Consider the following 25,523-nt stretch of genomic DNA (forward strand, 5'->3'; position numbering starts at 1 on the left):
TGATCAACGTTGAATATACAACAATAAGTAAAGGAGAGAAAAAGTGAAAAAATTAATTAGCGCTAGTCAATTAATGAAAAGTTATAAAACTAGATGTGTCGTTGATCATATAGATGTTGATATTAATGAGGGGGAGATAGTAGCTTTAGTGGGCACAAATGGTGCTGGTAAAACAACAACTATCGGTATGCTTCTTGGCATTATTCCTCAGGACAGTGGAGCAATTAAATACTGGACATCTGAATACAAAAAGGAAATAGGTACGCAGCTTCAAACAACACCTTTTTTCGAAGGCTATTCTGTAGAGGATAATCTGAAATTATTTGCTGCATTTTATGGAGTTTCGCTAACAAAAATGCTGATAGATGAAAAACTTGCAGCTTTTGATTTATTGCAGGTGAAAAAAATGCCTGCTATTAAACTGTCATTAGGACAGCAAAAGCGCCTGGCAATTATCGTGACAACTTTGCATAATCCTAAACTTGTGATTTTGGATGAACCTTCTGCAGGATTAGATCCAAGAGGACAACGAGAAATTCAACATATCATTAAACGTTTAAAAGATAGCGGGGTTTCCGTCTTATTTTCTTCCCACGATATGTTGGAGGTAATGAATGTGGCTGACAGAGTGTTGATGATGCATCATGGAAAAATAATTGCAAATGGTTCACCTGATAGTTTAATGGAGCACTACCAAACTCAAAATTTAGAAGAATTATTTTTTGAATTGACAATGTGAGGAGTGAGAAAATGAAGGCTGTTTTCGTATTAAATTTGAAATCGAGTATTAAAGATATGTATTTACTATTTTGGTCAATATTAATGCCATTTGCTGCGATTATTGCGCTAAGGTTATTTGTACCGAGCTATGCAGGAAATTATGTAGAAGGAATCATTGCTGTGAGTGTATTTTTTTATTCGTTTATGACCACTGCTTTTATAGCGTTATCGCAAAGAAAAAGAGGTGTCTATAATTTACTTCACGCTACACCTATGCCTTTATGGAAATATATCATTAGTATTTCGAGTTCGTGGGCAATAGTTGCCATTATTTTATCTTATATCGTGCTTTTATTTTCTATCGTTATCAATCGTCTAGATATATCTTTTAATACATTCTTATATATGACACCGATTATTTTAATAGCCTCATTAAGTTTTGTTTTTTTAAGCTTTTTTTTATCAAGTCTCGTGAAGAACGAGGGACATTTAAGTATGACTGCCAATGTACTGATGATACCAATGTTACTTTGTAGCAATGCATTTTTTACAATGGAAAAGGCGCCAAACTTTATACAATATATTAGTCTGATAAATCCATTCGAATGGTTTTTAAATGGGATTAAAGCTGCATTTATAAATAACTTTAGTACATGGGGAGCATCTTTATTCCTTTTAATAGGATGCCTAGCATTGACACTTATTATTTCATTAAAAACATTCAAGTATAGTGACCAATAATTGTTCAAAGCAAATTATAGTTAAAAAACGTAAAAAAAGTAATGACCAGAACTCGAGATGGAGTCTGGTCATTTTGTTATTTGCTCCAGCATGCACAACAACTCGGTGGTGGAGTCCACTACAGGCAGGTTATTTCATTACGTTTTTTGCTTAACAGGGGTGCTCTTTTAGATGTCAACTTTATCTACAATTTTTTCTGTAGCATGTTATTTGTTATATTTCTGAAGGAATGTCTTGAGCTTCTCGAACGTAATTTGGGTATTCAAACTACCTAGTACTCCATCATAAACATGTTCAGCTTTCGGAAGATAATAGATCTCATGAGGGACATGATTCATTGAAAGTTCCTTGCCCAATATTTTAGCTTGTTCTGTTGGGACAAGACTGTCGCTCGTGCCTAAAAACATAATGGTAGGTGGTGTGTGTTCTCCAATATAATTGATAGGAGAAAGCTTTTGATAACGATCAGGAAATTGTGAAGGTGTGCCCCTTATATACTCTTTCATAACATTTTGCACATAGCCCGGACTCGGGTTATTCTCATAAAATTTTGTCATATCTGACGGTCCATAAAAATTTATCACAGTATTAATAGGTACTGATGGTACATTGGTGGACGGTAGTAAAGTTGTGTCTCCTATACTATAAGCAGCGAGCATAGCTAGATTTCCACCTGCTGAATCACCCATTAAGTTTATTTTTTTAGGATCAATTTTGTAAGTATCCGCATATTCTACTACCCATCCTATTGCTGATTTCACATCAGCTACCTCATCTTTCCATCCTGCTTGGGGTGGCATGCGATAGTCTATATCAAAAACAGTAAATCCTAATTCACTTAACCATTGTTTCAAATAAGGGGCACTCGCTTTACTACCCTCAACCCATCCGCCTCCATGTACCTTTATAACAGCTGGAGTACGTGTGTTTTTCAATTTTTCATTAGCAGGCCACATATCAAGCTTTAACTCAACGCCATCTGTAGTTTTTCCGTATACGATATCTTTTGTAAACTTTGATGATATTTCTGTTTTGTAAAAAAAGTGAGAGTAAAGTGAAACGTGAACATTTTCTTTTTTAGCATAGTTCTTCATTTCCATAATTGGCTCCACATTTAGAAATACATTTATTATCAATAGCGGAATCAACATGAATTGAGCGATTTTAGCTTTCTTCCATAAAGCAAGTATTAATAGCACTATGATAAAAAAGGTTAAGATTAATAAAAACCATGGAGAGTACAATGCAAGCGTTCCAAGGAAACCAATTACACTAAGAATATTAGTTGTATGAAAAATGGCATACGTAATCATGGCAGTAAGAAGTGTTAGTACTACTGAAATGCCTGTTAATAGCCACTGCAAAAAACCTTTAGGGCGCCATAAGGTTAATTGTTTTTGTTCCATATTTCAAAATTCCTCCATACTAAAGAATAAATTTTATCTTCGACAGCACACATCTTTCTATGAATCAAATACACTTGGATATTAAAGTGCCTTATACAATTCTCTTTCTATATAATATATATAGAGAATCAATTTTATATTTGTAAAGAGTTAATCTACAGAAGAGGGAATACTCATTCGAGTTAATGTATGGGGAGAATCTTTACTGTTTTTATTGGGTTGCCTAACTTTGACACTTAGCATTTCATAATGACCAGAACTCGAAATTGGGTCTGGTCGTTTTAGACTGTAGACAAACACAACTTCAAATCAAACTTAGCATTTTGTAAGGATGAAATTGTAGCACAGGCGTAAAAGGATATAAAGGTAGAATGTGGGATAATTTACCGGATAGATTCAAGAGGGCGAGTAGATGGGTGAAAAGTTAATTAGAATAGGAACTTCATATATTCCAGTAGCAATGTAGAACGGTCATGTGAATGGTATGTAAGTAACTGGGGGCAGAACGCTGTTACCAGAATAGTGATAAGGCAATTGATAATTTTGCCAATCAACGTTTTTTTCTTGTGAAATCCATGAACAATCAAAGCTCAAATTTTATTGACGATTAAGTGCATTAGAGACTATTCGTAAACGTTTTAACTTCTTTCAGCAGGTGTTCAAACACCTGCTGAAAGAAGTTAAAACCTCCGGCAGATATCACGGAATTGGAAAGGAGTTTTTTGTGCAAGCACAAAGCCGATTCCGGACGCAATTATGCCGAGACAGAATTGATCGATAAAGGAATTAAAGTTGAAGGAATTGAAAATAGGGGCCATGCGGGAAGAAATTTTGTTTTTTATGATGTAGACGGAAATAAGTTTGATGTGTGGAGTGAGCTGAGCCGTATTTTTAAAGAAAATTATAAGGGGGTAAAGTATGAGTAAACCTATATTAAAAGGAGTAGAAGCAATATTTATTCCAATTAAGAACCCCGAACTATCTGCAAAATGGTACGAGGAGAAACTAGGATTTTCTCTTTTATACTTAGAGGAAGGTGCTGCAGTAATGAAAATTGATGCAGAATCTCAAACTGTTGTTTGTTTAGTAAAAGTAAAAAATCATTTACCACTAAATTTCCCAGAAAATTATTTTGGGGTAGAGAAGTTCTTTAATTTTATTACACAAGACATTGAAGAAACATACCAATCATTAATTGAAAAGAATGTTAAAGTTAATGAAATAGATGGAGAAGGTGAGACGAAATCTTTTACCTTTTATGATCCAGACGGAAATCCACTGGGAGTTTGTCAATAAACTATAGAGAAACACTATTAATTGAATAGTAAATTTAAAGAGGGTCACCTATAATAAGTGACCCTTAGTAACAAAGCTTGGGAGGTGTAAGACTAAACCATCTTACATTACTAAAATATGATAAGATGTTATTCTTGCATAGTTAATTGCCTGAGAAATATTCAGAAAATATCGACAACCAACTTTAGAGGCATGAAAGATGCGGGATTTAAGTGTTCAGATTCTATCACGATGCCAGTTAATCCTTTATCCGATTTTGTTTCATGCCATTCGTCCTTCTCCCAAAAAATTGCGTCACCAGGCTGGACTTAAAAATATTGCTCTTGTTCATTTTTTACAAATCCTTCTCCCTCTATAATTAAAAGAAGCTGGGGAACTACTGCTTGATGATAGCCAATTACACCGTTTTCTTCTAAATGCATACATCCGATACTAGCTGATGCTTCAGTGTTGATAATTCGAGACATAATAAAATTTGACTTAAATTGTGTTATATTTTTGCCGTTTTCTTTAGACAATTGATAAATTTTCATTTGATGACTCCTCCAAACTTCAATTTACTTTTTCACAGCATGAATGTAGTGAATTGTTTCAAAGGCTGTTAAATAATCTTCTCGATTGTCAAAATAAAGTTCATTAATTGTATTTGGAGATAAATGCTCATAAATTAGAAAGTCTAAGTTTTCTAACATTTTTTCCATTTCTTTATAAGTAAAACATGATTTCATTGGTTCACCACTAGCTGCAGCCATTTTCACCATATTATCTACTCGATTTGAAATTCCTTTTTCAGTAAATAATTTTTCATCTGCATAATCTAATACGATGGAACTTCCAGACGGTACATTGGCAAACAAATGTTTAAGTAAGCTTGACGTTTCCTCTTTCGGTAAATAATAGGAAACACCTAGTAGACTAAAGAACGTTTTTTTATTGTCGAAGCCGTTATCCGTTAGATGTTGATAGGAAAACTTTTTGGTGAAATCCATGGAAATGTAATGTACATTACTTGGCAGCGTTATTTCAACTTCAGTCAATCTTTTCTTTTTAAACTCCTGTGTTGCAGGATGATCAATTTCAAAGATTTCTAAAATGTTTTCAAATTCAGGGTGTCTTAAGCTAAATGTGTCTAATCCTGCTCCGAGTATGACATATTGCTGTAAACCTAACATGACTTCATTGTGCACAACTTTTTCGCAATATGCTGCACGTGCCAAGGGCGTAGGGGAGAGGTGAGTTTGCACTATCCATTTTAATAACTCTTCAGTTTGTCCATTTAGTTTTTCTGCGATTTCTTTGTTAAAAAACTGGATGCCTTGAATCATATTTGTTTGAATGTCAAGGAACTCTTTTTGTGTGATTAACTCTTTTGCTAGATAGTCATCAAAAATTTTAGGGGTATCGAATTGACTATGATAAGCTCTACTAAAAGCTGAGATTAATGAAGTTAAACTGGATTCACCTTTGTTCATGCAAATACACTCCTTCAAAAAAAAATAGGATTCCCCTGGCCAGGAGAATCCTATTGTACAAATAAATATAATAAAAGTAAATTATTTCATAAAAAAACTTTTTTGTCAAGTTTTAGGTTCTTGGAAGCAACTGAATAAGAAAATCATCTTATTCAATTTTTTGGATAAATATGTTGCCGTCTGGTTGAATTTCTGCATATAAAACTTCTTGGATTGTTTTAACATTTGCCTTTTTTAATTCGTTATCTAGCCATTCTCTACTTTTTCCAACTTCCAGTAAATTTCGTGGCAATAGCTTCCCATCTGTGATGATTTCAATTGGGATAAAAGACGGAGCTGAAGGATAGATACTTAAATCAGTCTTTTGAGTGCTTTGAAATTCAGGCTTTCTCAGAATACTAAGCATGCCATTTGGTTCTAAAATAGCATAGTCAATTTCTGTAATCGAGAAAACTTGATATTGTCTAATCATCATCGTAAGGTCATCAAGATTAATTTTAGTGTTAGCTAAAGCTTTTCTATCTATTTTTCCTTTTTTAATAACAATTGTCGGTTGACCGTCAAGTAATGTTCTTGCTTTACCTGATTTTAGAGCGATGTAACTAATTAAAGTTGTAAGCGCACACCAAACAATTAAGCTAATTAAAAATTTTATGAATACAATTGTTTTTAATATTACCATATTGGCTGCAATGGAACCGATTGTAATACCAGTTACGTAGTTAAAGAAGGTTAAGTGACTTAATTGTTTTTTACCTAAAAACCTCGTAAGTGTCAGAAGAACAAAAAAGGTAATAACCGTTTGAACAACTACTTGTAAATACCCTGTGTACAAATTCCCCCACTCCTTATCTAATTCCTAGAATACCCAATGAATTTTTATAAGATACACTATATTAGCTCTTCATCATAATGTAGGGTTGATTTCCGGTCCGGCAGCATGCTTTTCTAAGGCGTCCAGTCTTATCGAAAATCAAACGGAAATTGGTTTGAAAAAATTGCTTCTCTGATTTAAGGTTTAATCACATTATTATCAATAATTGTAAATTAGTCAGACGTTTTGGTAATATAAGTATTATTTGATGAAAAGGAGAGTTTATATGGATTCTAGAATTCCTATTCCGGTTCAAACAGTTTTAAATGAATATTTAAGCCTATTTCAAAATAAAATACCGAATATACTTGAAGGGTTTTATTTACATGGTTCAATTGCTCTGAACGCTTACATAAACGGCTCTAGTGATATCGATTTTGTAACAGTTGTAAACAGAACATTAACAGAAGAAGATGCGAAAGTAATATCCGACCTTCACAAAGAATTAAATCGAAAATATAAGGAAATAGGGATGGATGGAAGTTATATACAAGTTGGAGATGTCGGAAAGAAACAGAGTGAGGTAAAGGGCTGTCTAAAGGTAAATGAAGGCAAAACAAATTGGGGTAATGATGATATTAACCCAATCACTTGGTGGGTTTTAAAAAATAAAGGGATTACCGTTTTAGGGCCGGATATAGCTACGTATAACTTCAGTGTAGATGAAAGAGTGCTGGTTAATTATGTTTTGCAAAACATGAACAGTTATTGGGCGAATAGATTGAAAACGATGGAAAAATATAAAACTATGGCATTTGTGATACCAAATAAATTAGTTGATGAAGAAGTAGAATGGTCTATTACTGGGATGTTACGACAATTTTATACATTAACAGAAAATGATATTGTTTCAAAAGTAGATGCTTGTAAATTTGCGATACATCATTTACCTGAAGAATTTCATAAAGTTATTAACGAAGCTATTGCTATTCGAGAAGGTTCAAATATACGTTATTATAATTCGAAAAAACAACGCATTGATGATACGGTTCAATGTATGGCATACATACTTAATCATAGTAATAGTATCAAGGACATGTGTCATCATGATTAAAGTTGGAGGATGACATTTGATAAAACTGATTAGAGTGGAGACCGACGCCTTCAGTTGGATCAACCACATGTTTTAGTGATAAGCATGAAAAGTTCCATTTTATCAGCTATTATCTTTTTGGAATAAATGGTAAAATTAATTAGTCTTAAATGACAATTTCATTTAGGGGGTAGATAGTATGAATAAAAAATATGTTAGCGTGATAAACAAAAAGGGGAAACCGTCTAACTACTAGTTTCCTCAAATTGGAGGGGGAAAATTATTTGAATCAGGCATTACTTATTATTGATGCTCAGCAAGAATTATTGGATGGCAATGAGAAAGAAAAAGCTGTTTTTAATAAAGAACTACTTATTAGGAATATCAATTTAGTCATTGATAAAGCAAGGAATTCCAATGTTCCAGTTGCATTTGTAAGAGATCTTGATGTTGCGGAAGGTAAAGGGAAAGGATTCGAAATTCATAATGGTATTAATGTTCCTCATGAAGCAAAGATTTTCGATAAGAAAGCAACGAATTGTTTCCATGGGACTGAACTTCTAAATCATTTGCAATCACAAGAAATTACACATGTAGTTGTGATGGGCTGTTCGACGCAGCACTGCATTGATAGTGCAGTAAGAACGGCGACTATTAGTGGTTTTGATGTCACGTTAGTTGGTGATGGGCATTCAACTGCGGACAGTGATGTTTTAAGTGCAGAACATATTATCAAGCATCATAATCATACACTGCATGGTCATTACAATGTCGAACACTTTTCTGTTGTTAGAAATTCAGAAGAAGACTTGTTTCAACCTACTCATGATTCATATAGGTAAGAAAATTATCTAAAGGCACTCATCTGGGTGTCTTTTCTTTTTATTACCTTTTTTCATATCGTAATATTCTTATTCTGCTATTTCTAAATGAATTTGTAATCCAACAGAAAGAGCAAATTTTAGTTGAGTGAAAAGAGCGATATGTTTGTAAGACAAAGTAGGAGGATATTTTATGCCAAAAGTTAATGCGAACAATATCAATATACATTATGAAATTAGAGGACAAGGGACGCCCATATTGTTTTTGCATGGGAGCGGAGCATCATGGAAAATGTGGGAGCCTCAATTTGAAGCATTTTCTTCACACTATCAAATGATTCTGCCAGATTATAGAGGACACGGTGATACAACAAAGGAATTCCCGAATAATAAATATGATCATCATATAATTGTGGAGGATATCAAATGTTTTTTGGATGTACTAGGAATTAGCAAAATTCATGTTGTCGGTGTATCACAAGGTGGTCAATTGGCTACGCTACTTGCAATAAAATACCCGACTTACGTGGATAAGCTTGTAGTTTCTAATAGTTATAGTGAGATGCCCACAATCGCGGCTAGCTGGGTACTGTCACTATCAAACTTTATATTTAGTCTACTTCCATACCACACAATTATAAATATCATGATGAAATTTTATAAAGAGGAGCCTTATACTCAACAGATTTTAAAAAAGTCTTTTTCGATTGATAAAAAGATGTTGCTTGCAATGAAAAAAGCACCATTCCCAACTCATACAGATCAATTGTATAGGATACAGTCACCTACGCTTGTAATGGGAGGCGAAGGGAAAGTTATAACAGGCGTTGATGAAGGGAAGGGATCCCGAACTATTTTTAAACATATTCACAATGCAAAATTAGCATTATTCAAAAATGCATTTGATCCATTAAGTACAATGCGCCGAGATATTTTTAATGAGATGATTATTGATTTTCTCGAGGATAAGCCTACGAAGCAATATAAGGATGTAGCTATTAGTAGTAAATAAAATATAAATGGAAAGGCGGATAGTATGACCATATATACAGTATTACTTAGAGGAATTAATGTAGGCGGGCATAATAAAATAATTATGGCAGAATTAAGAAATTCTCTTGAGCAATTAGGATTACATAATGTGAAGACATATATCCAAAGTGGAAACATCCTTTTTGAATCAGATGAAACTGAGGAGCTTTTACAAACGAAAATTCACGATAAAATTAAAGATGATTTTGGGGTATCGAGTGTAGTTGTCATTAGGACAGCAGAGGAAATACGGCAAATTATTAGTCAATTACCTTTTTTAGATGAGGTGATTTCAGAAGCGCAACTTTTATGTAAAGGGGAATGTTTGCATGTTGCTTTGCTGCCGTCAGCTCCTTCGAAAGTCAATAGTGATAAGTTTTTATCCTATGCAAACGAAAGAGAACTCTGTGTCATAAATGGAAGGGATGTGTATCTTTTATTTTATGATAGCATTCGAAATTCCAAACTAGGCAATAATCTAAAAAAGCTTGAGATTCCAGCAACTGTCCGTAATTGGAAAACGCTCATAAAGCTCTCGAGTATGGTCGAAGAAATCAAACATATGAAGAGTGAATAAAAAAGCTCTTTAGTATGCATTCGTATATTAGGATTTACAAAAATGTATAAAATCAAAAAAAGACTAGGTATTCAATTATTTTTTGAATTGACAGCTTAATAATGAGTACCCATAAATCAAAAGATTCGACATTAATAAGAATAATATGGTAAACTAGTAATGTCATGGTTAACAAATGAACACGCATAAAGAAAGCTAGGTATTCACAATTTTTTTGTGAGCCTAGCTTTTTTGTGTTGATGAATTGTAAATATAAAAATCAATAAGCTAATCTGAACTACATCTCAAATATATCATTTAATGACTCGTACATTCTGATAGATAAGATAAAATTATGTATTTGTATAAAAGAACATAATTTTCTTTTATGTTGTATATCTGTTAATGTTAAAGAAAGGGGGCGGTAAGATGAGAATTTTTGATGCACACTTTCACATTATTGATTTTGATTTTCCGATTACTGAAAATCAAGGATATGTACCACCTAGCTATGTTGTAGAAGATTATCAAAAAGAAACTGCGACTTATCCTATTGTAGGTGGGGCAATTGTATCCGGTTCTTTTCAAGGTTTTGATCAAGCATATTTAGTGAATGCTTTAGAGAAAATGGGATCTGCATTTTGTGGTGTTACACAGCTTCCATTTTCGGTGACCGATGATGAGATTATCGATTTACATAATAAAGGTGTACGCGCACTCCGATTCAATGTGAAGCGCGGCGGCTCGGAAGATTTATCGAAGCTCGATTACTTTGCGAGACGTGTATATGATTTAGCTGGCTGGCATAGTGAATTATATATTGACGCAAAAAGTTTGCCAGAAATTGCACCAACGATTGAAAAATTACCGGCGATTTCAATTGATCATTTAGGACTCTCTGAGGAAGGCTTACCTCATTTGCTGCGACTCGTAGAAAAAGGTGTACGAGTAAAGGCGACAGGTTTTGGTCGTGTAGAGCTCAATGTAGAACATGCGTTGAAATCAATTTACGCTGTCAATTCAGAAGCGTTAATGTTCGGTACAGACTTGCCGTCCACACGAGCAAAAAGACCTTTTTCTTATGCAGATATTGAACTGATTCAAGAGTTGTTTGATCCAATTTCAGCGGAAAAAATTCTTTATCAAAACGCGATGAATTTTTATTTCAAGTGAGTTTTTTTGAAACGCTTAAGAAATCGCTAATTGCCTTTCACATCAATTGTGGAAGGTTTTTATTATGCGCTTTGACAGCAATTGAGATGGACAAACAACTAAATGCCTAATGATTGTCGAAGTTTCTGATAGTTAAATAGAGTAAAAAGCTGTTATTAATGCAATATGTTCCAACGAATAGTTCATCTACAATATATTAGCAATTGTTACGTAAAAAGATTGAAAAAAGGACAACAGGTATAGAACTACACTAATTCCTGTTGTCAACAGGCTGTAAAGAGCAATGAAGCAATTATACAATCGAGATAGTTAGTTTAAACTCTGAGCATTGTTATTTTCTTTTATACAATCTTCTTTCTTTATGTTTGCAATAAATACACCTATTAAAGTAATCAAGCCGCCTGTTAGGGCCGAAAAATGTGGAACCTCACCAAGCCAGATCAACGCAATAAGAAATGCAAAAACAGAAGTTAAATAAAGTGTACTCGTTGCTTCAGCTGCTCCTGTTCGTGATGTAACAAAGGCTAGCATAAAATAGGGAATGATTGTTGGAAAAATGCCGAGATACAAAGTGACGAATGTTGCATTTAACGGCGCGTCCATAATGGCTTCACTCAAGCCAGATGAGAATAGCAACATAAAGATAGTACCTGACCAAATTGCGTACATCGTGAATGGAAGAGCCCCGTATTTTTCTACATAACGACGTTGAAAAACAAAGTATATACTTTCTGAAAGGGATGCTATTAAAACTAGGATGATCCCCGTATTAAAAACAAAGTTTCCGGTTGAACCTCCTACAGAAATAAATGCTACACCACAAAAACCAACAAGTGAACCAAGCCATCCCGATAACCCAAGCTTCTCTCGATAAAAGAATACAGCTAACAAGGCGGTGAATATTGGGGTTGTTGAAACAAGTAAACTTGCAACGCCAGCACTAATCGTTTGCTCCCCATAATTAAGCGCTACTTGATATACAGTGAATCCTAAAAAGCCAAGTAATAAAATAATTGGGATATCTTTTTGTGCAGGTAAAGGCGTTTTTGTAATAACTGCGATGATGATTAATACGAATGAGCCGACTAATAATCGTAATAGTGATATATGTTCGGGTGAATAAGCCGTCAATGCGACTCGGATTCCTGGGAAAGCTGATGCCCATAAAAGGATCATTAAGAAATGAGCAGATATAATTTTTAAATTGAATGTTTTAAACATAATTACACCTCGTTCTACTTTTATCATCCAACCGGTTAAATTGATGATTTTAATGTTAATAGGACTTTGGTAAAATTTCTTCAACCGGTTAAAATAAAAATAACCAACCAGTTCATTAAAGGGAGTACATATGAAAAAGCCAAAATACCAATTAATTATTGATTTTATTAAAGAGAAAATTGCGAAAGGGGAGTGGGCGATCGGCAGTCCTATACCAAGTCAACGTAATCTGGCCAAACAGTTTGAGGTTAATCGGAGTACAGTCATAACAGCCTTAGAGGAACTAATGGCAGAAGGACTCATTGAAGGAAAAGCAGGAAAGGAAACTGTCGTCACCAATAATACTTGGACTTTGATGGGGGCAAAATCCTCGACGAACTGGAGTGGAAATATCACTTTAGGAACGCATAAACCAAGCGTTTCTATGGTGCAGGAAATTAACGAAGCGGAATCGAATGCGAATCTTATTCAGTTGAGTAAAGGGGAGTTATCACCAGAGATGTTCCCTTTAGAAGAGATGAAAGCCGTTGTTCAAAAAGTTTCGAATCAATTGACCACTTTTGGCTATGAAGAGCCGAAAGGAAATATAAAATTACGCCAAGCCATTAGTGATTATTTAAAAGTAAGAGGAATTGAAGCTTCACCGTCGTCCATTCTTGTCGTTTCTGGTGCGCTCCAAGCTTTACATCTAATTTCAATTGGTCTCCTAAAAAGAGGTTCATCGGTATTGTTAGAAATGCCGTCCTACCTTTACTCATTGACTGTTTTTGAGTCTGCTGGGATGGCGTTGCAAGGATTAACGATGGACAGTGAGGGGATTATTATAGATTCCATTTATCCGACTAATGAAAAAGGCAAGAATATTTTATATACAATCCCAACCTTCCACAACCCAACAGGCGCATTAATGCAAGAAGAGAGGCGACAGGAATTAATGGCCTACTGTGAAAGAGAGCAACTGCCAGTTATAGAAGATGATGTGTACCGTGATTTATGGATTGACAATCCACCACCTAAACCACTAAAAGCGATGGACCATTACGGGGATGTATTGTATGTTGGAAGTTTATCCAAAACCCTTAGTCCAGGATTACGAATTGGGTGGGTAGTAGGTTCGGAGTCAGTCATTAATCGATTAGCAGATTTAAAAATGCAATCCGATTATGGATCAAGTACTCTTTCTCAGCTCGTAGCAGCAGAGTGGCTATCAAGTAATCTATATGAGGATCATCTTGATAAAGTAAGAGAACAACTTAACATTCGTAGAAAAGTTGCTTTAAATGCACTAGATAAATATTTGAGTCCTTACGCTACGTGGGACATCCCAAAAGGTGGATTGTTCATATGGGTTAAAATAAATCCAGAATATAAAGTAAAAAGGCTGTTTGAGAAAGCGTTATCCAACAATATTCTTCTGAATCCTGGTAGTATTTATGCCGAAAAATCAGGATTATTTATACGAATCTCCTACGGGTATGCTCCACTCAAAACAATTAGAGAAGGCATTTTAAAATTAAGTGAAATTATTAAACATCAATAGATTGTAATGGAGGGGTAAAATGAAATTACGAAACAAATTACCGCAAAGTGACCCGAATTTACATGTAGAACTAATTAATAATGGCTGGATTCCACTGAAAGAACCTAAAAATTTAATAAGTGCTATTTTGTTATCGACCCCTTTAATGATTGTCGCCTCAATGATTTCTATTGGGGTAATAAATATTTTCTCCAGTATTTTTTTGAGCGATTTTGGATTTTCATCTGGTGTAATCACTATAACAATTAACTTTAGTATTATTTTGTGGCTAGCCTTACTAATGATCATTCATGAATTACTTCATTTGATGTTCATTCCTAATTTTTTGAAATCAGAAAAAATATCTGTAGGGTTTACTCTGTTCGGGGCTTTTGTTATTACGGAAGAAGAGATTTCAAAATCAAGATATATCTTCATTACGGTTGCTCCTTTTATAATACTGTCAATAATTTTGCCACTAATTTTAAGTGTAGTTGGACTCTTGACAACGACATTAAAGTTCTTGGTCATACTAAACGCAATGGGATCGTCAGTTGATTTACTAAATCTTCTTCTTATAATGAAACAGGTACCGAAAAACGCAACATTAACATGTAATGGACCAAATACTTATTGGAAAAAAGCTAAGTCTGGGTAAGTCACCTTAATAGGAATAATACCGTTATAGAAAACATAAGAAAGAGGAGGAGGCAATGATAATACGTTTTTTAAAATTTCTGTTCTTTTGACATACAGCTGACACACTTCATCGATATAGTGTAGATACAGCTTGGTTAAATCTAAGCTTAGGGGCAAACACCCCGTTACACTAATTCAAGGAGTGAATAAGAATGAAAATAAGAAGTAAGATTTCGATTTATGCTATGACAGGAGCTTTATCAATAGGGATAATTGGCGGTACAACTGTTCCAACTCTTGCAGCTACAAATCAAAAGGAAACAGTAAATGTAGATAAATACAAAAATTTGGATGCTGAAACACAACAAAAAGTTGATGAAATTTTAAACAACCTAAAGACTGAACTAGCTAATTTAGGGGTGTCATTATCTTCAAAATATAATGGAAAAGGCGATAAATTCGCTAATTTAGACGACGAAACAAGAACACAAGTACAAGAGATTATGAAACAGCTTAAAGAAGGTGCCTTAACTCAAGAGGAAGCGAATACAAAACTGAAAGATCTTGGAGTAACCCTTCCAACCCATATTGGAAAAGGCGAACAATTCGCCAATTTAGATGGTGAAACAAAAACACAGGCACAAGAAATTATGAAGCAAGTTAAAGAAGGTGCCTTAACTCAGGAAGAAGCGGATACAAAACTGAAAGACCTAGGAGTAACCCTTCCAACCCATATTGGAAAAGGCGAACAATTCGCCAATTTAGATGATGAAACAAAAACAAAGATACAAGAAATTATGAAGCAAGTTAAAGGGGGTTCTTTAACTCAAGAGGAAGCGAATAAAAAACTAAAAGACCTAGGAGTAACCCTTCCAACCCATAAAGAAAAAGGCGGAAGATTCGCGAATTTGGATGATGAAACTAAAAAAGAAGCAACAAAATTAATTGAGAATGCAAAAAAACAAATGGAAGAACTAGGGGTTGATTTCCCTACAGAAAAGTATAATCAATTAATTGATTAACAATTTTCACGAGCAATAAAAAGGTCCTAAAACCCCTGTTTTACTAGGATTTTAGGACTCCTTTTTATTTAGGCTAGATCTTTCATATATTTCGTAACATTCCCTAAACAACAACTACCTTGAGGATTGTTTATCTCGCAGCCACAACGGTTTTCTTTAATATTTGCACGAATATGATCTAATGGATTTGGCGTCAATTCATTTTCTACATAGTGTTTAATTTTGTCTTTAGTCCAATCAAAACAATAACAAACAGGTGTACTTAATGAGTCATCCTTTTGATGCACAGTTATCTTTATATCAGGAAGAGTGTACTCCTTATTACTCGTATCAAAATAAACGACATGACAATCTACCGTAGAACAAAAATAGTGATTTTCCATAGCATTTATTGTTCCTAATACAGATGGTTTAAGCAATGATTTTATTGTTATTAGTTGTATATTTTTAGCTTTATTTTTACAAGACGGACAAATAATAGTGTTATTAATATTATTTTTTTTAGGGCTACTACAACAATTTCCCATCTTTGATTCACCTCGTACGATTTATTTTCTGCTACTAAAGTTTTAATAGCAAGATGTTGGTTAAAACTCTTAATATACCTTAAAGTATAAACCATATAAGAAGGTATAGGGGTAAAGGAATTGCTTCTTTATCAACAAGACAGTGAACACGAGATTATTGAAAAAATAGAAGAAATTTGAAATAATTAGTTAAAAATTGATTTTTATCAGGAGAGTGAAAAATGCGAAACTTTATAAGCGGTAGTTTGTTTATAATTTTTACTTTGTTGTTAACGGGGTGCGTGGGTGTAGAAAAAGAAAACGAAAAATCAATATCAAATACGAAATTAACCATTGAGCCATATAAGATGAGTGAAAAAGAAGAATTACTCATTAGTAAAACAGGTGTAGAGCAAATTGCATTTTTTAAGTTGGAAGGCAATTTGAAGGAAGATGATGATTTACAATTTACCGTAGAGGTGTATGAAAACGGTAAACTTAAAGAAGAGTCGCTAAGTACTTCGAATGAACCACAAACAAAGTTTGAAGATTGCATCGTTTCTTTTGGAATAAATAACATTAATGACAAGGACCATTCTTTACAACTGATAAGTGGTATACCTTCTGGGTTTGCTACAACTAATTATTCTAATAACATGACATCTTCATCTTTCAGTAAGCTAGTAAGTGAAAAAGTTACTTTAGAGAAAAATAAACCTATTTATTTAGCGGCGTGGGTAGGTACTACAAAAGATAAATTGAGGTTTGTTGGAAGCGAAAATGGTGAATTACCCGCGGGTATTGAAGAAGCTGAGTTTGCACTTTTATACAGAATTTTATGGACCAATAATGTAAAGAAATAACTTCTGTTTTTATATCTTCTTAAAAAGACAAATACTATAATATTAAAAGGAACCAAGTTATTCTACAAAATGTGTAGAATCAACTTAGTCTTAATGTAATAGTCTATATGAAAATAACATTCTTATAAAAGAAAATACTAAAAGGTGATAAATTATATGTTATTAGGATTTGAATGGTTCCCTAAAAGATGGGGGAAAAGAAAAGTTTCGGAACGTTTTCTTCAAGCAAAATTTACTGAAGAAGGTAAAGGGATTACGATTATTACATATGCTGTAGATTTATATGTACTATCTATTCCTTTACAAGTGAAAAAATATAATTCATTGTAATTTATGAGTGTCAACATATTTTGTTGACATTTTTTTATTTGAAAGGCATGTATTCAAATTGGTTGTGTTTGACTTAAAATGTGAAAATAAATAACATCCTAAAATAACAATCAACCCTCCAATCCCTTGAGTCCAAGAAATGCTTTCTCCTAAAAATAAAAACGCTAAAAGTGCCGTGAAAATCGGATTGAAATTAAGGAAAACACCGGATGTTGTAGCCCCTAATTTTTGAATACCAATACTCCAAAGTACCATACAAACAACCGTGGAGATAAGCCCAGTATATAAAAGAGAAAGAATAAATGAATGATTAACATTGGAAATGGTAAAATCCTTAAGGTTAAACGGTAATAGTACAAGAAGTCCGAATATTCCTGAATACAAAGTAGACATTAGTGGCGAAGTAGTCTTCATTGCCCATTTACTACAAACGGAATAAATTCCCCATACACATACAGCTGCAATCATCCATAAATCACCCAAATTAAAATGAAAAGACAATAAAAAATCGATATTCCCCTTTGAAAGTACGAGATGCACACCAAACAACGAAACTAGCATTGAAAGTGCTTGAAGTTTATTCATTTTTTCATTTAGAAAAATAAATGAAAAAAACGCAATAGAAATTGTATTTAATGTTGAAATGAGACCAACATTTGTCGACGTAGTTCTTTCTAATGCTAAAAATTGAAAGATATTGAACAATACCACACCTGAAATGCCCATTAAAAATAAAGGGAGAAGGGCAGCTCGAGAGGGAAGAAGTTTTTTCTCTTTCCACCATACCATTGGAAGAAGGGCTGCAATGGCAATGAGCCACCTTAAGCTCGTCAATGTTAAGGGGGAGGCATGTTCCACAAGAGATTTGCCCACTACAAAATTGCCGCCCCAAAGCAAACTGGTTAAAAGCATTAATAAAACATAGATATTCATCAAATCACTATCTCTCCTTTGATTGTTTTACGTACAATCAACTTACATATTTAATAAAAGAATCATAACACTTTTACTGTTTTAACAGTATAATATTTTGTAAGAATGCTAAAAATCAAAACAATAAAAAGAAAAATGAAATTTTGCAGAATAAAATTAAAAATAGATGTCGAATATGGTTGAAATTTCGAATAAAAAAAGGAGAGAAAAAAGTATGAGAGATGTGGAAAGAAAATTATTAGATCGTGTTGATACTCAAATACTAGATATTTTGCAGAAAGAGGTTCAGATAAGTAATGCAGAGATAGCGAGACGGGTGAATTTGTCTCCGCCGGCAACCCACACAAGGATAAAACGTTTAGAAAGTGAAGGATTTATTGACAAACAAGTTGCCATTTTAAATCCTGAGAAACTTGGATTCGATTTACTGTGCTATGTTTTCATGAGTACTAATATTCACCAAGCTAAGGAATTAGAAGATTTGGAAAATACCTTGAAAACAATGACCGAAATATTAGAATGTCATTGTTTAACAGGAGAGTATGATTATCTTTTAAAGGTCATTGTTAGAGACCGAAAAGAATTAGATAGCTTTATTAGAAAATTAAATAGAATGGGCATATCCCGTATTCAAACTAACTTATCATTAAGAGAAATTAAATATTCTACAGTCTTACCGATATCAGAAGATAAACAGTAGAAGTTCTTCAGAACAATATGTATATTTAGCTTCGTCCCAAAAATGATTTAGGTCAAAACTCAATTTTAGGAGGCATTATGAAAACATTCATATATATGGTGCGACATGGAGATTCACCAAAAGACGGGAATGAGAGAACGAGAGAATTGACTGAAAAAGGTAGGTTAGACGCTCGACGAATAACTGATATTTTACAAAAAGAAGGCATTGATACTGTTATTTCAAGCCCGTATAGTCGTTCAATCCAAACTGTTCAGGAAGTAGCTAATCAAATAGAAAAAGAGGTTATTATATTTGAAGATCTAAAAGAGCAACTATTTATTGCAGGAGATAAGCGAATCTCTGACGAGGAATTATTCCCTTTTTTACAAAAGTCATTTTCTGACCCAACCTATGCTTTAGAGGGAGGCGAGTCAAATGCTGACTGTCAGAAACGTGCTATTAAAATTTTAGAAGAAATAGTAAACGTATATCCAGGTCAGAAAGTAGTAATTGGCACACATGGGGCTGTAATGACGTTAATGATGGGGTTTTATGATAGTAGATATGATTTGAACTTTTTATTACAGACAACAAAGCCAGACATATACAGAATGGAATTCAATGGGCAAGAATTGGTCGATGTAAAAAGGTTATGGGAGATATAGGGAGAGGTTGTTGAAGTAATTCACCTTATAAAGTTAGGAAATCAGTAAGTATAGCTTTGGTAGTAGAGATAATGTTTATTACTCTAAAAGAGAAGAATGATTAAAATAACTGAAGACTAAACAATGTTAGTAGGGGTGAAAATTAAATGGATGACAAACTAAATCAGAAGTTTGAAATAAAAAATTATATGAACAAACAAATAAATAAAAATAAATATATTTTAGGTGTTGCAGCAGGTTCTGGAATGACAGCTAAATATGCAGAACAAGGTGGCGCTGATTTTATTCTTGCGCTAAATTCAGGGCGGTTTAGATTAATGGGGGTAAGCTCATTAGCAGGTTTTTTACCGTATGCCAATAGTAATGATGTTGTAATGGATTTTGCATGCAAAGAGATTATTCCTACGATTAAAAAAATTCCAGTTTGTTTTGGTTTATGTGCAACAGATCCAACAATTGAATTAGATAGCTATATCGATTTGATTCAGAAGAAAGGATTTGCAGGTATTAATAATTATCCAAGTATTGGTCTGATAGATGGGCTTTTTAGGGAAGCTTTAGAAGAACAAGGAATTACATATGAAAAAGAGATAGAAGCAATTCGCATCGCTAGTGAAAAAGGTTTGTTTACAGTAGCTTTTGTATTTAACGAGGAGCAAGCTATAAGTATGGTAGAAGCGGGGGCAGATATTATTTGTGTTCACTTAGGTTTAACGAATGGGGGATCACTAGGCGCTAAAAAGATTTTATCTTTACATGCTGCCAAAAGGATGGCTGTAACTATTATTAATAGATGTAATGAACTGAATCCAAACATTATTAACATGATTTATGGAGGTCCGGTTAATAAGCCAATAGATGTTCAGTATATGTACGATGATACTACTATTATGGGGTACATCGGAGGTTCCGTTTTTGAAAGGATTCCAAATGAACAAGCACTTATACATATTACGAAATCATTTAAGCAGACGAACGATTTTAAGTTGGATGAATTAATCAGTAAAATTACTGATGGTTTAGGAAGCCAAGAGGATTATATTAATTTTACAAAGAAGTATATCAGCTTACATTATATGGACGAAATTTCGTTGAATGAAGTGGCCGAAATATTAAGTTTGTCTCGCTCTTATTTAAGTACATTATTTAAAAAAGAAATGGGTATTTCATTTACTGAATATCTTATTAATTTTCGGCTTAATCGCGCTATCGAAATACTGAAATTTGAAAAAATACCGCTAAATAATATTGCTGAAATGGTAGGTTATCCGGATTACACTCAATTTAGTAAAATATTCAAAAAATATAAATGTGTGTCACCTAAAAACTATTTAACTTCTTTCAGTAGGTGTTTGGACACCCGCTGAAATAGAGGAACTCAGTCTAAGAACGCCACGTCCTATGGCATTACTGAAATGATCGACATCGTGTTGGCCCTCGTGCAGGCCTAAGCACAAAGCCGATTCCAGACGCGATTAAGCCAAAGCATAATTGATAATATAACAAAGAGACAATTTTATAGAACAAAAGCACATTAACTCTCCTAAAAGAAAACGTTATTATGGAATGGAGTAATAAATGTAATCGCTTTCTTATATGATTATTTTGACGATTTAAAGATCTAGAAGGGAGAGAGATGATATGAAAACAATTGCTTTGGCTGGAACATTTGATTCAAAAGGAAAAGAATATTTGTATGTAAAAGAGTTGATTGAATCTTTAGGTTTCAATACTTTTACGATTCATACTGGTGTTTTTAATCCAGCATTTGAGCCTGACGTATCAAATGTTGAAGTAGCAGCTGCAGCTGCAGAAGATATACAGGACATTGCGACAAAGAGAGATCGAGCAAATGCAACCGCAGTTCTTGCGAAGGGGATGGAAGTGCTTTTGCCGAAACTGTATGAAGAAGGTAAATTCGACGGTGTACTTTCCTTTGGAGGTACTGGAGGGTCATCTATCGTAACAACTGGTATGGGAGCACTACCAATAGGTGTTCCAAAAGTGATGGTTTCTACAGTTGCTTCTGGTAATACGGAGCCGTATGTAGGTACTAGTGACATCATTATGATTCCATCCGTAGTAGACGTTGCTGGTTTAAATATAATTTCGACAAAAATATTTACGAATGCAGTATTTGCGATTGCAGGTATGCTGAATTTTGACAATAAAACGATCGTGAAAAAAAAGCCACTGATTGCTGCAACTATGTTTGGACTAACAACACTTTGTATTAATCAGGCTAAAGATTTTTTGGAAGCTAAAGGATATGAAGTATTAATATTTCATGCAACAGGTGTTGGTGGTCGTACAATGGAGAATTTAATAGCTAATGGATTTATAGATGGTGTCCTTGACATAACGACCACTGAATGGGCTGATGAGTTAATTGGCGGTATATTAAAAGCTGGACCGAATCGTTTAGAAGCAGCTTCACGAAAACAAATTCCTCAAGTTGTATCGGTGGGTGCAATAGATATGGTTAACTTCGGTCCATTCGACTCTGTCCCTGATAAATTTAAAGGTCGAAAATTTTATAAGCATAATCCAACAGTTACTTTGATGCGCACATCCGTTGAAGAGAACAAACAAATAGGTGAAGTAATTGCAGAAAAATTAGCTTTAGCAAAAGGATACACAGCATTATTTTTACCGCTAGGAGGGCTATCTGGTCTAGATGTTGAAGGGCAACCTTTTTATGGTTTAGAAGAAGATAGAATGTTATTTGATACATTAAGAGAAAATGTTGACCAAAGTAAAGTGGAAATGATTGAAATCAATGCGGATATTAATAGTGAAGAGTTTGCACTAGCTGCAGCGGAAAAATTGATTGAATTAATAGAAAATAAAGAGAGGGATAGCAATAATGTCAAAGAGACAAGAACTATTGAATCGTTTTAAAGAAGAAATTAAAAAAGGTAATATTCTGTTAGGTGTTGGAGCTGGTACAGGAATTACAGCTAAAAGTAGTGAAGCCGGTGGAGCTGACATGTTAATTGTCTATAATTCTGGCCGTTATAGAATGGCTGGTCGTGGTTCCCTAGCTGGGTTATTATCTTATGGTGATGCCAATCAAATTGTTGTGGAAATGGGTAATGAAGTATTACCAGTTGTAAAAGATACTCCAGTACTAGCTGGTGTTAATGGAACAGATCCTTTTAAAGTGATGGAAGTTTTCTTAAAGCAGCTGAAAGAACAAGGGTTTAGTGGGGTTCAAAACTTTCCTACAGTCGGGTTAATTGACGGTGTATTTCGTCAAAATCTAGAGGAAACTGGGATGGGCTATGATTTAGAAGTAGATATGATTAGAAAGGCTAATGAATTAGACTTACTAACGACACCTTATGTCTTCGATGAAGAGCAAGCAAAGAAAATGGATGAAGCGGGTGCAGATATTTTAGTGGCCCATATGGGATTAACAACAAAAGGAACGATTGGTGCACAAACTGCATTAACTCTAGATGACTGTGTCGATCGAATTCAAAAAATTATTAATGCTGGTAAGTCTATAAATCCTGATATATTAGCAATTTGTCATGGAGGTCCAATTGCAGAACCAGAAGATGCTGCTTATGTTATTGAAAGAGTAGATGGGATTGTTGGATTCTTTGGTGCTTCTAGTATTGAGAGATTTGCTGCAGAAAAAGGAATAAAGGAACAAACTGAAGCTTTCAAAGGTTTATAATTGAAAGTATTTTCATATCAGAAGAAGATACAAAGTACCGGTTATGACATTGAAGCAAAGTTTGATTTAAATAATCTAAATAAATAAGACGAATCCAATTTGAAAAAAGATTGTTCAAATTGGATTCGTTTTTTGATCGCTTTTTATTTTAAATTTATTATTTTTTGGTATCTTTGTTGCGCTTTTTCTTAGCATAGTCTGCTTCAATGCGGATAGTTTTTAACTGTTTTGTCACGATTAATAATTATTGTTAGTGTATTTAATAGAATCGTGCTGATTAGTAAGATGGTTACAGCAAATACTGAACTACTAGTTGTATCCATAAGAGCATACCAATCCTCAATCTTAACAAGATGGTTATTATATAATAATTGGAAACTTATCGATATAGCACAAGCACTGAAACTTAAAGTGCAAAAGATTAATCTATAATTGTGGACTTTCTTATTAGTACTCAAAATACTACAAATTGGTAACAGTATTGCTATTACACCAAGTACTAGGCTTCCCAGATTAAGAAAACCGAACATAGAACATCTCCCCCTTATTATTAAAGGACGAAAGTAATTGGTAATTGTTTCTTGTTAATAATTCATGAATCATAAAGTTTGTTAGATACACTTTTTAATATTCGATTTATTTTTGAACAATATGAATAATGATTTTTAGAAAGAGGGTCTGCAAAAGTCAGCATTCTAGATGTGACTCTTGCAGCAATGATTAATGTACGATTTTAATGTAATCCATCTTTTAGCACAAAGTCTACAACAGATTTTTGTTGAGAAAGTTTGTAATAAGCATCAAAAATTTCTATAAGTGCTTTGGCTAAATTTTCATTTTTTACATCATGTTTCTCTAGTATTTGATTAATTAGAAATTCCATTGGTTCTAACATTAATCCCACCTACCTTTCTAATAGTAGGTTAACATTTAGGTATAAACATTTTCTGAACAAAATAGAAAATGCCGCACCGTCGTCACACGCTACAGCTCAGACATTAAGCAAAGGGATAATTGATCAGTTTGCAATTAATACATTATTTCATACACCATATACATATTGAGAAGAAAATATTATCGAGTGAACCAACAGGTTTTTTGAATATACTATTTGAAACTAAAACATTTAGGGAGATGGTGTTGTGAGCGAAATAGATAAACGAAACAGATTAAGCGAAGAACCATTTGCTTATCAAATAACGAAAAAAGGGACGGTAGTAATAGCATACGAAGGTAAACAAATAAAAATTGTAAAGGATAGGGAGGCTGAGCGTCTTATCGCAAGAATCAAAGAAGTTGAAGACAATCTAACAGCAGTACAGTTATTGTTAGCTAAAATTACAGGTAATTTTAAACGTGGTAACGAGAAAATTGGAAAAAATAAAAGAAAGTAACCTAAGACTTCTTAGTTTCACAATTCCGCTTACCAGTTTCTACACCTACTTCATAAATAAAGAGAATCATAATAAAGAAAAGAACAATTTTTTGAGTAGAGCTAGCTGACCAAAAGCCCAAATAATACATGAACACAAGAAAGATAGCTAAAAGAGTTTTAACAATCTTTAGCGTCATCCTGATACCTCCTATTAGTCGGATTGATAGAATTTAAAATGATCATATAGTCAGGCAGTCTTGCTGAACAATCCTTTAAATAGGCTGTTTTCTCAAAGATTGTTGCTATTAAAACAAAGAGACAGATCTAATCTACAAGATGTGTAGAATGAACTCTGTTTTTTGAAATTTTTCAAAATAAAGGGTTCTCATAAATGCGTGTAGAATATTCACAGTAATACTAAGGATAGGTGGGATGATATGGAGAATCAGGTTTGTATTATAAGTATTTACGTGCCCAATTTAAACAAAGCAATTGACTTTTATACTAATACTTTAGGTTTTGAATTAAATAAGCAGTATGGACCTAATATTGCATCACTTGTACACGGAGAGTTACCAATTATTTTAGAGGCAAACGATAATACAACCTTTAAGCAAGATAATAAAATTACAGGAGTTTTATTAGGATTGAGAACTGAAGATATTTATGAAACGGTTAAATTCTTAAAAGATAAAGATGTGGAATTTATTGTAGATGAACCAACTAATTGTCCTCCAGGAAAATATATTAGTTTCAGAGACCCCTTCGGAAATATTTTAGAGTATCTCCAATTTGAAAATATGTAACCATTTGACGAACTCGCTAGAGTTTACTCTGAAGATGTAAGTGATTATGAATGGGATTTTATAAATACAGGTGTATTTCGTTCAACGGAAACGTTAGAGTATACGGCATAAGGTGGAATAAAAGCGAAGGTAAGACCTAAAGAAGGAGCAAAT

General features: G+C 33.7%; 28 protein-coding genes and 2 pseudogenes. 21 read left to right on the forward strand and 9 right to left on the reverse strand.

Translation table 11 applies throughout. The features are described from left to right. The first annotated feature begins 43 nt into the window (after positions 1–43). The gene (locus tag ACQKN4_RS03850; protein ID WP_240518266.1) at positions 44–739 is read left to right on the forward strand and encodes an ABC transporter ATP-binding protein; all 696 of its coding nucleotides are present in this window, start codon (positions 44–46) and stop codon (positions 737–739) included. An 11-nt stretch (positions 740–750) separates the two neighbouring features. Continuing rightward, positions 751–1,461: an ABC transporter permease gene (locus ACQKN4_RS03855; RefSeq protein ID WP_079561353.1), complete on the forward strand. Its 711-nt coding sequence runs from the start codon at positions 751–753 to the stop codon at positions 1,459–1,461. A 206-nt stretch (positions 1,462–1,667) separates the two neighbouring features. On the opposite strand, the gene ACQKN4_RS03860 is transcribed toward ACQKN4_RS03855, so the two are convergent. Then, positions 1,668–2,867 (reverse strand): alpha/beta hydrolase fold domain-containing protein, encoded by a 1,200-nt coding sequence (locus ACQKN4_RS03860; RefSeq protein ID WP_427482393.1) that lies wholly within the window; start codon positions 2,865–2,867, stop codon positions 1,668–1,670. A gap of 412 nt (positions 2,868–3,279) precedes the next feature. Between ACQKN4_RS03860 and ACQKN4_RS03865 the strand changes: the two are divergent. Then, a pseudogene (locus tag ACQKN4_RS03865) lies at positions 3,280–3,793 on the forward strand (VOC family protein). Beyond that, the gene (locus ACQKN4_RS03870) at positions 3,786–4,163 is read left to right on the forward strand and encodes a VOC family protein (protein ID WP_427482394.1); all 378 of its coding nucleotides are present in this window, start codon (positions 3,786–3,788) and stop codon (positions 4,161–4,163) included. The pseudogene ACQKN4_RS03865 and the gene ACQKN4_RS03870 overlap by 8 nt, the downstream one beginning before the upstream one ends. Positions 4,164–4,324: 161 nt before the next feature. Here the strand turns inward: ACQKN4_RS03870 and ACQKN4_RS03875 are convergent. From ACQKN4_RS03875 to ACQKN4_RS03885, 3 genes and pseudogenes are all read right to left on the reverse strand, one after another. Then, positions 4,325–4,696 (reverse strand): annotated as a pseudogene (locus ACQKN4_RS03875) (cupin domain-containing protein). A 24-nt stretch (positions 4,697–4,720) separates the two neighbouring features. Next, positions 4,721–5,635, reverse strand: a complete 915-nt coding sequence (locus ACQKN4_RS03880) for a class I SAM-dependent methyltransferase (RefSeq protein ID WP_427482396.1) — start codon at positions 5,633–5,635, stop codon at positions 4,721–4,723. A 148-nt stretch (positions 5,636–5,783) separates the two neighbouring features. Then, positions 5,784–6,470 carry a DUF421 domain-containing protein gene (locus ACQKN4_RS03885; RefSeq protein ID WP_427482398.1) on the reverse strand — a complete coding sequence of 229 codons (687 nt, stop codon included), beginning with the start codon at positions 6,468–6,470 and terminating at the stop codon, positions 5,784–5,786. Between the two features lie 265 nt (positions 6,471–6,735). On the opposite strand from ACQKN4_RS03885, the gene ACQKN4_RS03890 reads away from it, so the two are divergent. The 5 genes from ACQKN4_RS03890 (at position 6,736) to ACQKN4_RS03910 (ending at position 11,124) form a co-directional block, all read left to right on the forward strand. Next, on the forward strand, positions 6,736–7,563 hold the full coding sequence (locus ACQKN4_RS03890; RefSeq protein ID WP_427482400.1) for an aminoglycoside adenylyltransferase domain-containing protein: 828 nt from the start codon (positions 6,736–6,738) through the stop codon (positions 7,561–7,563). Between the two features lie 263 nt (positions 7,564–7,826). Further along, entirely contained in the window at positions 7,827–8,384 is a 558-nt protein-coding gene (locus tag ACQKN4_RS03895; RefSeq protein ID WP_079561361.1) for a cysteine hydrolase family protein, read from the forward strand. A 172-nt stretch (positions 8,385–8,556) separates the two neighbouring features. Continuing rightward, a complete protein-coding gene (locus ACQKN4_RS03900) occupies positions 8,557–9,375 on the forward strand; it encodes an alpha/beta fold hydrolase (RefSeq protein WP_079561362.1) in 819 nt (272 codons plus the stop codon). A gap of 24 nt (positions 9,376–9,399) precedes the next feature. Beyond that, positions 9,400–9,972: a DUF1697 domain-containing protein gene (locus tag ACQKN4_RS03905; protein ID WP_427482402.1), complete on the forward strand. Its 573-nt coding sequence runs from the start codon at positions 9,400–9,402 to the stop codon at positions 9,970–9,972. 408 nt (positions 9,973–10,380) lie between these two features. Then, positions 10,381–11,124 carry an amidohydrolase family protein gene (locus ACQKN4_RS03910; protein ID WP_427482403.1) on the forward strand — a complete coding sequence of 248 codons (744 nt, stop codon included), beginning with the start codon at positions 10,381–10,383 and terminating at the stop codon, positions 11,122–11,124. Between the two features lie 309 nt (positions 11,125–11,433). On the opposite strand, the gene ACQKN4_RS03915 is transcribed toward ACQKN4_RS03910, so the two are convergent. Beyond that, positions 11,434–12,345, reverse strand: a complete 912-nt coding sequence (locus ACQKN4_RS03915) for a DMT family transporter (protein ID WP_427482507.1) — start codon at positions 12,343–12,345, stop codon at positions 11,434–11,436. Positions 12,346–12,475: 130 nt separating this feature from the next. On the opposite strand from ACQKN4_RS03915, the gene ACQKN4_RS03920 reads away from it, so the two are divergent. The 3 genes from ACQKN4_RS03920 to ACQKN4_RS03930 all read left to right on the forward strand — a co-directional run bounded on the left by ACQKN4_RS03920 (position 12,476) and on the right by ACQKN4_RS03930 (position 15,525). After that, entirely contained in the window at positions 12,476–13,885 is a 1,410-nt protein-coding gene (locus ACQKN4_RS03920; RefSeq protein WP_427482405.1) for a PLP-dependent aminotransferase family protein, read from the forward strand. A gap of 19 nt (positions 13,886–13,904) precedes the next feature. Next, on the forward strand, positions 13,905–14,522 hold the full coding sequence (locus tag ACQKN4_RS03925; protein WP_427482407.1) for a DUF3267 domain-containing protein: 618 nt from the start codon (positions 13,905–13,907) through the stop codon (positions 14,520–14,522). A gap of 193 nt (positions 14,523–14,715) precedes the next feature. Beyond that, entirely contained in the window at positions 14,716–15,525 is an 810-nt protein-coding gene (locus ACQKN4_RS03930) for a hypothetical protein (protein ID WP_427482408.1), read from the forward strand. Positions 15,526–15,593: 68 nt separating this feature from the next. Here ACQKN4_RS03930 and ACQKN4_RS03935 read toward each other — a convergent pair whose 3' ends face one another. Next, positions 15,594–16,052: a putative iron-sulfur cluster-binding metallochaperone gene (locus ACQKN4_RS03935; RefSeq protein WP_079563214.1), complete on the reverse strand. Its 459-nt coding sequence runs from the start codon at positions 16,050–16,052 to the stop codon at positions 15,594–15,596. Between the two features lie 221 nt (positions 16,053–16,273). Here ACQKN4_RS03935 and ACQKN4_RS03940 point away from each other — a divergent pair, with 221 nt between their 5' ends. Together ACQKN4_RS03940 and ACQKN4_RS03945 are read left to right on the forward strand one after the other, a co-directional pair. Next, the gene (locus ACQKN4_RS03940; RefSeq protein WP_079563215.1) at positions 16,274–16,894 is read left to right on the forward strand and encodes a hypothetical protein; all 621 of its coding nucleotides are present in this window, start codon (positions 16,274–16,276) and stop codon (positions 16,892–16,894) included. Between the two features lie 156 nt (positions 16,895–17,050). Then, on the forward strand, positions 17,051–17,224 hold the full coding sequence (locus ACQKN4_RS03945) for a hypothetical protein (protein ID WP_170939041.1): 174 nt from the start codon (positions 17,051–17,053) through the stop codon (positions 17,222–17,224). Here ACQKN4_RS03945 and ACQKN4_RS03950 read toward each other — a convergent pair. After that, positions 17,216–18,157 carry a DMT family transporter gene (locus tag ACQKN4_RS03950; protein WP_079563273.1) on the reverse strand — a complete coding sequence of 314 codons (942 nt, stop codon included), beginning with the start codon at positions 18,155–18,157 and terminating at the stop codon, positions 17,216–17,218. The two genes, ACQKN4_RS03945 and ACQKN4_RS03950, sit on opposite strands and share 9 nt — an antisense overlap. A gap of 214 nt (positions 18,158–18,371) precedes the next feature. On the opposite strand from ACQKN4_RS03950, the gene ACQKN4_RS03955 reads away from it, so the two are divergent. The 5 genes from ACQKN4_RS03955 (at position 18,372) to ACQKN4_RS03975 (ending at position 23,189) form a co-directional block, all read left to right on the forward strand. Continuing rightward, the gene (locus ACQKN4_RS03955; protein WP_079563216.1) at positions 18,372–18,857 is read left to right on the forward strand and encodes an Lrp/AsnC family transcriptional regulator; all 486 of its coding nucleotides are present in this window, start codon (positions 18,372–18,374) and stop codon (positions 18,855–18,857) included. Positions 18,858–18,934: 77 nt separating this feature from the next. Beyond that, complete coding sequence (locus ACQKN4_RS03960; RefSeq protein ID WP_079563217.1) at positions 18,935–19,504, forward strand: histidine phosphatase family protein; 570 nt, start codon at positions 18,935–18,937, stop codon at positions 19,502–19,504. Positions 19,505–19,650: 146 nt separating this feature from the next. Beyond that, a complete protein-coding gene (locus ACQKN4_RS03965; RefSeq protein WP_427482411.1) occupies positions 19,651–20,871 on the forward strand; it encodes a phosphoenolpyruvate hydrolase family protein in 1,221 nt (406 codons plus the stop codon). Between the two features lie 274 nt (positions 20,872–21,145). Beyond that, positions 21,146–22,405, forward strand: coding sequence for a Tm-1-like ATP-binding domain-containing protein (locus ACQKN4_RS03970; protein ID WP_427482413.1), 1,260 nt, complete (start codon positions 21,146–21,148; stop codon positions 22,403–22,405). Next, complete coding sequence (locus ACQKN4_RS03975; protein WP_427482415.1) at positions 22,371–23,189, forward strand: phosphoenolpyruvate hydrolase family protein; 819 nt, start codon at positions 22,371–22,373, stop codon at positions 23,187–23,189. The genes ACQKN4_RS03970 and ACQKN4_RS03975 overlap by 35 nt, the downstream gene beginning before the upstream one ends. Positions 23,190–23,922: 733 nt before the next feature. Here the strand turns inward: ACQKN4_RS03975 and ACQKN4_RS03980 are convergent. Beyond that, on the reverse strand, positions 23,923–24,084 hold the full coding sequence (locus tag ACQKN4_RS03980; protein WP_170939042.1) for a hypothetical protein: 162 nt from the start codon (positions 24,082–24,084) through the stop codon (positions 23,923–23,925). Between the two features lie 247 nt (positions 24,085–24,331). Here ACQKN4_RS03980 and ACQKN4_RS03985 point away from each other — a divergent pair, with 247 nt between their 5' ends. Next, complete coding sequence (locus ACQKN4_RS03985; protein ID WP_427482417.1) at positions 24,332–24,583, forward strand: hypothetical protein; 252 nt, start codon at positions 24,332–24,334, stop codon at positions 24,581–24,583. A 1-nt stretch (position 24,584) separates the two neighbouring features. On the opposite strand, the gene ACQKN4_RS03990 is transcribed toward ACQKN4_RS03985, so the two are convergent. Further along, a complete protein-coding gene (locus ACQKN4_RS03990) occupies positions 24,585–24,761 on the reverse strand; it encodes a hypothetical protein (RefSeq protein WP_427482419.1) in 177 nt (58 codons plus the stop codon). Between the two features lie 240 nt (positions 24,762–25,001). Here ACQKN4_RS03990 and ACQKN4_RS03995 point away from each other — a divergent pair, with 240 nt between their 5' ends. Then, on the forward strand, positions 25,002–25,370 hold the full coding sequence (locus ACQKN4_RS03995) for a VOC family protein (RefSeq protein WP_427482420.1): 369 nt from the start codon (positions 25,002–25,004) through the stop codon (positions 25,368–25,370). The last annotated feature ends 153 nt before the right edge of the window (positions 25,371–25,523 follow it).

The organism is Lysinibacillus sp. NPDC093692 (assembly GCF_050280125.1).
Lineage (GTDB): Bacteria > Bacillota > Bacilli > Bacillales_A > Planococcaceae > Lysinibacillus.

Coding starts and splice junctions, on each gene's coding strand:
- ACQKN4_RS03855 (WP_079561353.1), top strand. CDS start 751: ATGAAGGCTGTTTTCGTATTAAATTTGAAATCGAGTATTAAAGATATG.
- ACQKN4_RS03860 (WP_427482393.1), bottom strand. CDS start 2,867: ATGGAACAAAAACAATTAACCTTATGGCGCCCTAAAGGTTTTTTGCAG.
- ACQKN4_RS03870 (WP_427482394.1), top strand. CDS start 3,786: ATGAGTAAACCTATATTAAAAGGAGTAGAAGCAATATTTATTCCAATT.
- ACQKN4_RS03880 (WP_427482396.1), bottom strand. CDS start 5,635: ATGAACAAAGGTGAATCCAGTTTAACTTCATTAATCTCAGCTTTTAGT.
- ACQKN4_RS03890 (WP_427482400.1), top strand. CDS start 6,736: ATGGATTCTAGAATTCCTATTCCGGTTCAAACAGTTTTAAATGAATAT.
- ACQKN4_RS03900 (WP_079561362.1), top strand. CDS start 8,557: ATGCCAAAAGTTAATGCGAACAATATCAATATACATTATGAAATTAGA.
- ACQKN4_RS03905 (WP_427482402.1), top strand. CDS start 9,400: ATGACCATATATACAGTATTACTTAGAGGAATTAATGTAGGCGGGCAT.
- ACQKN4_RS03910 (WP_427482403.1), top strand. CDS start 10,381: ATGAGAATTTTTGATGCACACTTTCACATTATTGATTTTGATTTTCCG.
- ACQKN4_RS03915 (WP_427482507.1), bottom strand. CDS start 12,345: ATGTTTAAAACATTCAATTTAAAAATTATATCTGCTCATTTCTTAATG.
- ACQKN4_RS03920 (WP_427482405.1), top strand. CDS start 12,476: ATGAAAAAGCCAAAATACCAATTAATTATTGATTTTATTAAAGAGAAA.
- ACQKN4_RS03925 (WP_427482407.1), top strand. CDS start 13,905: ATGAAATTACGAAACAAATTACCGCAAAGTGACCCGAATTTACATGTA.
- ACQKN4_RS03930 (WP_427482408.1), top strand. CDS start 14,716: ATGAAAATAAGAAGTAAGATTTCGATTTATGCTATGACAGGAGCTTTA.
- ACQKN4_RS03935 (WP_079563214.1), bottom strand. CDS start 16,052: ATGGGAAATTGTTGTAGTAGCCCTAAAAAAAATAATATTAATAACACT.
- ACQKN4_RS03940 (WP_079563215.1), top strand. CDS start 16,274: ATGCGAAACTTTATAAGCGGTAGTTTGTTTATAATTTTTACTTTGTTG.
- ACQKN4_RS03945 (WP_170939041.1), top strand. CDS start 17,051: ATGTTATTAGGATTTGAATGGTTCCCTAAAAGATGGGGGAAAAGAAAA.
- ACQKN4_RS03950 (WP_079563273.1), bottom strand. CDS start 18,157: ATGAATATCTATGTTTTATTAATGCTTTTAACCAGTTTGCTTTGGGGC.
- ACQKN4_RS03955 (WP_079563216.1), top strand. CDS start 18,372: ATGAGAGATGTGGAAAGAAAATTATTAGATCGTGTTGATACTCAAATA.
- ACQKN4_RS03960 (WP_079563217.1), top strand. CDS start 18,935: ATGAAAACATTCATATATATGGTGCGACATGGAGATTCACCAAAAGAC.
- ACQKN4_RS03965 (WP_427482411.1), top strand. CDS start 19,651: ATGGATGACAAACTAAATCAGAAGTTTGAAATAAAAAATTATATGAAC.
- ACQKN4_RS03970 (WP_427482413.1), top strand. CDS start 21,146: ATGAAAACAATTGCTTTGGCTGGAACATTTGATTCAAAAGGAAAAGAA.
- ACQKN4_RS03975 (WP_427482415.1), top strand. CDS start 22,371: ATGTCAAAGAGACAAGAACTATTGAATCGTTTTAAAGAAGAAATTAAA.
- ACQKN4_RS03980 (WP_170939042.1), bottom strand. CDS start 24,084: ATGTTAGAACCAATGGAATTTCTAATTAATCAAATACTAGAGAAACAT.
- ACQKN4_RS03990 (WP_427482419.1), bottom strand. CDS start 24,761: ATGACGCTAAAGATTGTTAAAACTCTTTTAGCTATCTTTCTTGTGTTC.
- ACQKN4_RS03995 (WP_427482420.1), top strand. CDS start 25,002: ATGGAGAATCAGGTTTGTATTATAAGTATTTACGTGCCCAATTTAAAC.